The organism is Bacteroidales bacterium, assembly GCA_035353855.1.
Taxonomy (GTDB): domain Bacteria; phylum Bacteroidota; class Bacteroidia; order Bacteroidales; family CG2-30-32-10; genus DAOQAK01.
This window is the reverse complement of sequence record DAOQAK010000054.1, coordinates 19,035-27,724: the sequence shown is the minus strand read 5'-3', so window position 1 is coordinate 27,724 and position 8,690 is coordinate 19,035. Positions and strand designations below refer to the sequence as shown.

The following is an 8,690-nucleotide window of genomic DNA, read 5'->3' as shown; positions in this document are numbered from 1 at the left end:
AATTATCAAGATGTCAATGACCTTTTTAAAAAAAACAACGCAACGCTAGTGATAAATTATTAATGTTTAATGTTCAGTGAAAAAATATAATTGGAAAATTATTTAGTATCTAAAAGTTATTCTACTGAATCATTAATAATTTGAGATTGGCATAATGGAACATTATAAAGCGAAACGAGGTATTGGTTGTGATTACTTGAACGAAGTCAGTTGGTGAAAAATAATTATACTTCTTATCTTTCCGATATTGAAGAAATTATTCGTATCATCACAGCAATAATAAAAACTGCACAATCTCGCATAAAGAAGTAACTTCATTTATCATTTAAAATTAAACATTCTTCAATGGAAATTACATTCAACGAAAAACGAATAACCTTTAACAACAAGCGAATTCACTATAAGGTAGAGGGAAAGCATAAACAGAACACTGTTGTATTGCTTCATGGATTTACCGAATCGCTTGATATTTGGGACGATTTCTCAGCCGAGCTGAGTGTCGGATATAAAGTTATATGTATCGATCTGCCTGGTCATGGGAAAAGCGAATGTGTTGCAAAAGCACACAGCATGGAACTCATGGCCGATATTGTAAAATCTGTACTTGATATCGAAGAGGTTGAAGAATGTGTAATGATAGGCCATTCCATGGGTGGATATGTTGCACTTGCATTTGCCGAAAAATACCCTTTAATGATGAAAGGGCTTGGTTTATTCCATTCATCCGCTTTTCCTGATACACCTGAAGGCAAAGCTAACCGGTTAAAAACTATTGAATTCATCGAAAAAAATCATTCCGGTTTTATCATGAACTTTATCCCTGATTTGTTTGCCCCGGCTAATCGCGAACCATTGCAAAAAGAAATTTATATATTGGTAGAAAAAGCCAAGTTAATGACAAAAGAAGCCATCATCGCTTCACAACTCGGCATGATGGAACGTACTGATAAATGTAATGTATTGGCAGAAATCCCATGTCCTGTTTTATTCATTGCCGGGAAACTCGACTCCAGAGTACCTTTCCAAAAGGTTATTGAAATGATAACAATATCAAAAGATACAACGGCTTTGCTCCTGCACGACATAGCACATATGGGATATTTAGAAGCCTACGATAAAACATTATATGCTGTGAAATGTTTTGTTCAGGGGGCGTATTTTTAATTTCATATCAACTTTTACAATACCAGGCTAAAGAATTGAAAGAATTTTATAAAAAATCATTCTTCGTATTTTTTTTTTTTATACATTTGATGAAACATTACGAATATTAAAAATTGAATGCTATGACAAATTTTTTATGCCCTCATTGCCGCGGTCACTTAAGAGTATACAACAGCATTATATTTCTGACCAAAACCACAAAAGGTAAATCAGCTTTATTACTGCTAAACCCTGAATTAGGAAACTATAGTATAAAAATGCACCCATCATATGACCATTTCAACGAAGGTGAAGTAACAAATTTTATTTGCCCTATATGTTATGAAAACCTCGATGCTGAAGAATTTGGCGAAAACCTCGCAAAAATTATTATGCAGGAAGACGATGGCAAGGAATCAACTATTGTTTTCTCAAAAATACATGGCGAGAAATGTACCTATCAGATAACAGAAAAAGGCGTTGCATCTTTCGGCAAAGATAAAACTGAATACGAAAGTGTATTTGGCGATATTTTCTAGATTAAACAAATCTGGATTTTTTTACCCCACAGGTTTTATTTTTTTCCTGTGGGTTTTTTATTTCTTTACCTGATATGACTTATATTAATAACAACCGGTTGTGCTTTGAACTATAAAATACTGACTGGTTAGGTTTAGTTATGAAGCCATATTTCGATAAACTCAATATGACAGGACAAGCTCAAGATGACAATTGATCATGATATACTATCTGTATTTCAATTCAAAAAGTATTTGTTGTTATTTTCATTTTTTTAAATAATTTTATCATTAAATATCGCTTAAAGTAATTTGCCATGGCTGAAGTAAATGAATTTTTAAATAAAATTATTCACGATCCTGAAGTCAATTTACTGCTGAACTCTATTTACGATGCAGTATACATAGTTGACCGGGACCGCGAAATTCTTTTTTGGAACGAAGGCGCTGAACGTATTACCGGTTATAGCAAAGATGAAGTATTAAATAAAAAATGTTTCGATAATATTCTCAACCATATTGATGAAAACGGCAACCTGCTTTGTAACAGCCATTGTCCATTAATGGAATGTATCTTATACGACAAGAAAACCGAAGCAAAAATTTATCCTCTGACCAAAGATAAAAAAAGACTTCCGGTAAGTACACGTATAGGCCCGATTAAAGATACAAATGGAAATATTGTAGGTGCAATAGAAGTTTTCCGCGACATTTCGAAAGAAGAAGATCTTCGCATATTACAGGATAAATTCAGTTCGCTGATCAAAAAATTCGTTTCCAATAATACCTATGACCAGGTTAAACACCAGGCTAAATCAGGGAAAAATAACACTACAAAATTTTGTGACCTTACAATATTGTATGTTGATATAGCCGATTTTACTGCTTTTGCTGAGACAAAAAGCATGCATGATATTGTAAATTTGCTAAATGATGTATTCGAAATGTGCGGCGAAATAATAAAAAAACACCAGGGCGATATTGACAAATTTACTGGCGATGCGGTAATGGCAACTTTTTTTGATGCAAATGATGCTGTAATGGCAGCAAGAGAAATATGGAAAAAAAATAAATCGTTAAATGTTGATCGTGTAAAAAAGAAAAAAGAAAATATTTTATTGCACATAGGAATAAACAGCGGTAATGTTATTCAAGCTGAAATTGGCACTCCCGAAAGAAAAGATATTACTGTTTTAGGCGATTCCGTTAATATTGCCAAGCGCATTGAAGAAATGTCCGATACGAATGCAATTTATATTTCTGAATCTACTTTTTCACGACTTAAAAAACCGGAATTTTTCACCTTTTATTCAACCATCACTGTAAAAGGGAGAAAAGAACCCATTACCGTTTTCAAATCCGTTTCATAATTTTTTAAAAGCGTAAATGAAACTTAAAAAAAATATTGCTCTAAGCGATTCGGGTTTTGTTTTTAACCCGAGTACCGGCGAATCTTTTTCTGTTAACAGAATTGGCGTTGAAATTTTAAAACTTCAAAACCTGGAAAAAAATTTCAATCAAATAAAAACAGCGATAACAGAAAAATATCAAATTGATGAATATACTTTTGAACACGATTACAACGATTTCATGAACATGATGAAGCTGCATCATTTAACTGAAAATGATGGGTAGAAAAAAAATCACGATAGCAGTTACAGGCCTTAATGCTACTGATAATCCCGGACCCGGAATACCTGTTATTCGCGCTTTAAAAGAATCGGAATATTTTGATGCACGCATTATCGGTCTGGCTTATGAACTCCTGGAACCGGGAATATATATGCATAACCTTATCGATAAAACATATCGTATTCCTTATCCATCGGCAGGTACAGAAAGTATCACCGAACGATTAAAATATATAAACGAAAAAGAAAATATTAATGTACTTATACCAAATTTTGATGCGGAATTATTTTCATTTATAAAACTGGAAGCTGTACTTAAAGAAATGGGCATACAAACTTTTCTTCCTACAGCAGGGCAGTTTGAAGAAAGAAGTAAAATAAATCTTGAAGCATTTGGAATGAAATACGATTTAAAAGTTCCTTCATCAAAAATTATTTATTCAATAAAAGAAATTAAAAATCTTTCTTCTTCATTCGATTTTCCTGTTGTTGTTAAAGGCAGGTATTACGATGCTTTTATTGCTTATGAACCACAACAGGTCATTTCATTCTTTAATAACATCAGCGCAAAATGGGGACTACCCGTGATAATTCAGCAATATATCAATGGTTCGGAATATAATGTAATTGCCCTGGGCGACGGAAAAGGCAACACAATTGGGGCTGTTCCCATGCGAAAACAATACATTACCGATAAAGGAAAAGCATGGGCAGGAATTGCTGTTAATGAACAGGAACTTTTAAAAATGACTCATGATATCATCCGTAAAACTAAATGGCGCGGCGCATTAGAGCTGGAACTGATGAAAACAAAAGACAACGAATTTCACATGCTCGAAATTAATCCGCGTATTCCGGCATGGGTTTATCTGGCTGTAGGCGCAGGACAAAATATTCCCGAAGCGCTTGTTAAACTGGCTATCAATGACGAAGTAAAACCGTTTACTGATTTCAAAGCAGGAAAAATGTTTATTCGTTATTCGTGGGATATGATCGTTGACATTAAAGAATTTGAAAAAATTTCTACACAAGGCGAATGTTAAATTATTAATGATAATTTTTAAATAGTTCATGGAAAATTCTGAAAAGCTACGATACGAAAGACCCGTTATTAAAAAACTGGAAACAACGATGCCCAATAAATTCGGGATGCGCAGTGAATATGCACCTACAATACACATCGACGGTTTTGCAGTGAAGGAACTTATTAAACAATACGGTTCACCATTATTTATTTTTTCAGAAAAAAATATTCGCGATACTTTTAAAAAAGCAAAACAGGCTTTCACTTCGCGTTATCCAAAAGTACAATTTGCATGGTCGTACAAAACAAATTACCTGGATGCTGTTTGTAATGTCTTTCACCAGGAAGGCTCGTGGGCCGAAGTAGTTTCGGGATTTGAATACCAGAAAGCGCTCGATAATAATGTTCCCGGAAATAAAATAATTTTCAACGGTCCTGATAAATCTGACGTTGATATAAAAAAAGCAATTGAAAATAATTCGCTAATTCATATCGACCATTTTGATGAATTGTATGCTGTTAATGCAATAGCCAAAGAACTAAATAAAAAACCAAAAGTAGCCATTCGTGTAAATATGGATACCGGTGTTTATCCTATATGGGATCGCTTTGGTTTTAATTATGAAAATGGACAGGCATGGGATGCAGTAAATATAATTATTTCGTCGGGAAATCTTGAACTGGAAGGATTGCATTGCCATATAGGAACATTCATGCTTAGTCCGAATGCTTATGCCGTTGCTGCAAAAAAACTGGCTGAGCTTGCTACTCGAATAAAAAAACAATACCATTTTAGTATTCAATACCTCGACCTTGGAGGTGGCTTTGCTTCAAAGAATACGCTGAAAAGCTCATATCTGCCAGGCTCCGACATAAGTCCCACATTTGATGATTATGCTGAAGCTATAGTAAATACATTGGCAAAATCAGAACTCGACCCATTGAATCTTCCTTTGTTAATACTCGAAACCGGACGTGCATTGATTGATGAAGCAGGATATTTACTGGGAACAGTCATTGCAAATAAAAATCTTTCCGACGGGAAACGAGCCACCATTATTGACATTGGCGTTAACCTTCTTTTCACATCATTCTGGTATGAACACAAAATAACTCCCGCACAGGAATTCACGAACTACACCGAAAACACTACTCTTTACGGGCCTTTATGTATGAACATCGATTCCATACGCGAAAATATAAACCTGCCTCTGTTAAATAAAGGTGAGCATCTGGTGGTTCATGGTGTAGGCGCTTATAATGTTACACAATGGATGCAGTTCATAACATTCCGTCCAAAAGTTGTGATGATTGATATTAACGGAAATCCTCATATAATAAGGGATTGCGAAACAACCAACAACATTGTTTCACTTGAAAAAGTTCCTGAACATTTAAAAAAATTTGAACTCTGATCATAATTTATTTTTTTTAAAAATATTTTTTACTTCGTTTCTTAATAAAATTTAAATTTGTTGAACATCTATATTTTACAAAATATAATCTATGCCACTTAGCTGGAACGAAATAAAAGAGCGCGCTATAAAATTTTCCAAAGAATGGGAGAAAGAAACCAGTGAAGATGCCGAAGCAAAATCATTCTGGGACGGCTTCTTCGAAGTTTTCGGAATTTCGCGACGCAGGGTGGCAAGCTTTGAAAAGCCCGTTAAACGCCTTGATGAAAGTACCGGCTACATTGATTTGCTTTGGAAAGGAAATATACTGGTTGAACACAAATCGAAAGGAAAAGATCTCGACAAAGCATACAAACAAGCCCTCGATTATTTTCCGGGATTAAAAGAAAACGAACTCCCGAAATATGTTCTGGTCTCTGATTTTGGAAACTTCCGGTTATACGACCTTGAAGAAAATACAGAACAAGAATTTGAAATAAAAGAGTTTTATAAAAATGTAAAACTTTTTGGATTCATTGCCGGTTACACTAAACAAACATATAAAGAAGAAGACCCCGTAAATGTTCATGCAGCAGAACTGATGGGAAAACTTCACGACAAAATAAAAGAAGTAGGTTACGAAGGTCATCCGCTTGAATTATATTTGGTGCGTTTGCTGTTTTGCCTGTTTGCCGACGACACAGGGATTTTTGAAAAAGATATTCTCAGAGAGTATATCGCAACCCGAACCAGCAAAGACGGCAGCGATTTAGCAGCACATATTTCACAATTATTTTATGTGCTGAATACACCTAAAGAAAAACGATTAAAAAACCTGGAAGAACTGTTATCACAATTTCCTTATGTGAACGGAAAGTTGTTTGAAGAAAATCTTCCGCCAGCTTCATTCGACAGCAACATGCGTAAAATATTATTGGAATGTTGCAATCTTGATTGGGGAAAAATTTCACCTGCAGTTTTTGGTTCGTTATTTCAGAGTGTGATGAATCCTGTGGAACGCCGCAACCTTGGCGCTCACTACACATCCGAAAAAAATATTCTGAAAGTTATAAAACCGCTTTTCCTTGATTCATTATACAAAGAATTTGAATCGGTAAAAGACAACAGAAATAAACTAATAAAATTTCACGAAAAAATTTCATCGCTTCGTTTCCTCGACCCTGCGTGTGGTTGCGGTAATTTTTTAATTATTGCTTATCGCGAATTACGTTTGCTTGAAATTGAAATTATCAAAACACTTCAAAAAGGCCAACAGGTTATAGATATAGAAAATCTTGTTAAACTCGATATCGATAAATTTTTCGGCATTGAACTGGAAGAGTTTCCTTCGCAGATTGCACAAGTGGCTATGTGGCTTATGGACCACCAGATGAACATGAAAGTAAGCGAAGAATTCGGGGAATATTTTATGCGATTGCCTTTACGAAAAAGTGCTGCCATTATTAACGGAAACGCATTGCAACTCGACTGGCGAAAAATCGATAATTTTTATACACTTAATGTTCATACCGAAAACACTACTATTTACAAGGTTTCGGAGCCGGAAACACATTATGATAAAGTAAATGTTTTTACAAAAAATATTGAAATTGTTGATGTGGAAAGCAAAGATAAAATCCCGACACGCGGATTAAATTTCGATTATATTTTAGGTAATCCTCCTTTTGTTGGTAAACAATTACAGAATACCAAACAAAAAGCCGACATGGAAAAAGTTTTCGAAGGAGTAAAAGGAACCGGTGTGCTTGATTATGTTACGGCATGGTATTACAAAGCCGCACAGTTTATTCAAAACACAAATACTAAAGTAGCATTTGTAAGCACCAACAGCATTTCGCAGGGCGAGCAGGTTGGAATATTATGGAACGAATTATTTTCACGCTATAAAATAAAAATCCATTTTGCACACCGCACTTTCAAATGGACTAACGAAGCCCGAGGTAAAGCCGCTGTACATGTTGTAATTATTGGTTTTGCAAATTACGATACCAACGAAAAATATATTTACGAATACGAAGACATTAAAGGCGAACCCCACGAAGTGAAGGTAAAAAATATAAGTCCTTACTTAGTTGAAGGAAATGATATATTTGTTACTACAAGAACAAAACCATTATGCAATGTTCCTGAAATTATAAAAGGAAGTGAATCGACAGATAATGGACACTTGATGTTGACACTTGATGAAGTAAATCAAATAAAGGAAAAATATCCTCAAATTTCAGAATTTATCAGACCATTTATTGGTGGAGGAGATTTTATAAATGGAAATGTTAGGTATTGTCTTTGGTTAAAAGATGCACCCTTAAATGAAATAAGACATATTCCTTTTATTCAAGAACGAATCGAAAAAGTTAAAAGCTTTCGACTTGCCAGTACAAAATTAAGGACACGACATTGGGCAAGTTTTCCTACATTATTTTCAGAAGACAGACAACCATCTACTGAATATTTAATGTTCCCGAAAGTATCATCAGAAAAAAGGGTTTACATTCCATTTGCTTATGTTAACCCCAAATTTATAATTAACAATACTGCATCATTCATTCCGAATGCCGGTTTTTATCTTTTTGGTATTTTAGAAAGTAAGATGCATATGGCATGGATGAGTTTTGTATGCGGAAGAATGAAAAGCGATTTTATCTATTCTAATAAAATAGTCTACAATAATTTCCCCTGGCCTGAAAATCCAACAGATAAGCAAATAAAAAATGTGGAAGAAGCTGCGCAAAAAGTTTTAGATACAAGAAAACAATTTCCCGAAAGCAGCCTCGCCGATTTATACGATCCGCTAACTATGCCGCCTGTACTGGTTAAAGCTCACCACGCTTTGGATAAAGCTGTTGATATTTGCTACCGCTCGCAAGCTTTTACCAGCGAAACCAAACGCATCGAATTTTTATTTGAATTGTACGATAAGTATACGAAAGAAAAAGCGAAATAAATTTTATTTCAAAAT

Annotated in this window: 7 protein-coding genes; all 7 read left to right on the top strand. The window is 34.6% G+C overall.

What is annotated here, in order from left to right:
* Positions 1-345 precede the first annotated feature (345 nt).
* Positions 346-1,164 (top strand): alpha/beta hydrolase, encoded by an 819-nt coding sequence (locus tag PKK00_12705; protein HNW99262.1) that lies wholly within the window; start codon positions 346-348, stop codon positions 1,162-1,164.
* A gap of 122 nt (positions 1,165-1,286) precedes the next feature.
* Complete coding sequence (locus tag PKK00_12700; GenBank protein ID HNW99261.1) at positions 1,287-1,682, top strand: hypothetical protein; 396 nt, start codon at positions 1,287-1,289, stop codon at positions 1,680-1,682.
* 296 nt (positions 1,683-1,978) lie between these two features.
* Entirely contained in the window at positions 1,979-3,031 is a 1,053-nt protein-coding gene (locus PKK00_12695; GenBank protein HNW99260.1) for an adenylate/guanylate cyclase domain-containing protein, read from the top strand.
* A 16-nt stretch (positions 3,032-3,047) separates the two neighbouring features.
* A complete protein-coding gene (locus PKK00_12690) occupies positions 3,048-3,296 on the top strand; it encodes a PqqD family protein (GenBank protein ID HNW99259.1) in 249 nt (82 codons plus the stop codon).
* Positions 3,289-4,335, top strand: coding sequence for an ATP-grasp domain-containing protein (locus tag PKK00_12685; protein HNW99258.1), 1,047 nt, complete (start codon positions 3,289-3,291; stop codon positions 4,333-4,335). The genes PKK00_12690 and PKK00_12685 overlap by 8 nt, the downstream gene beginning before the upstream one ends.
* Before the next feature lie 28 nt (positions 4,336-4,363).
* Positions 4,364-5,731: an alanine racemase gene (locus PKK00_12680; GenBank protein ID HNW99257.1), complete on the top strand. Its 1,368-nt coding sequence runs from the start codon at positions 4,364-4,366 to the stop codon at positions 5,729-5,731.
* Between the two features lie 91 nt (positions 5,732-5,822).
* Positions 5,823-8,675, top strand: a complete 2,853-nt coding sequence (locus tag PKK00_12675) for a hypothetical protein (protein ID HNW99256.1) — start codon at positions 5,823-5,825, stop codon at positions 8,673-8,675.
* The last annotated feature ends 15 nt before the right edge of the window (positions 8,676-8,690 follow it).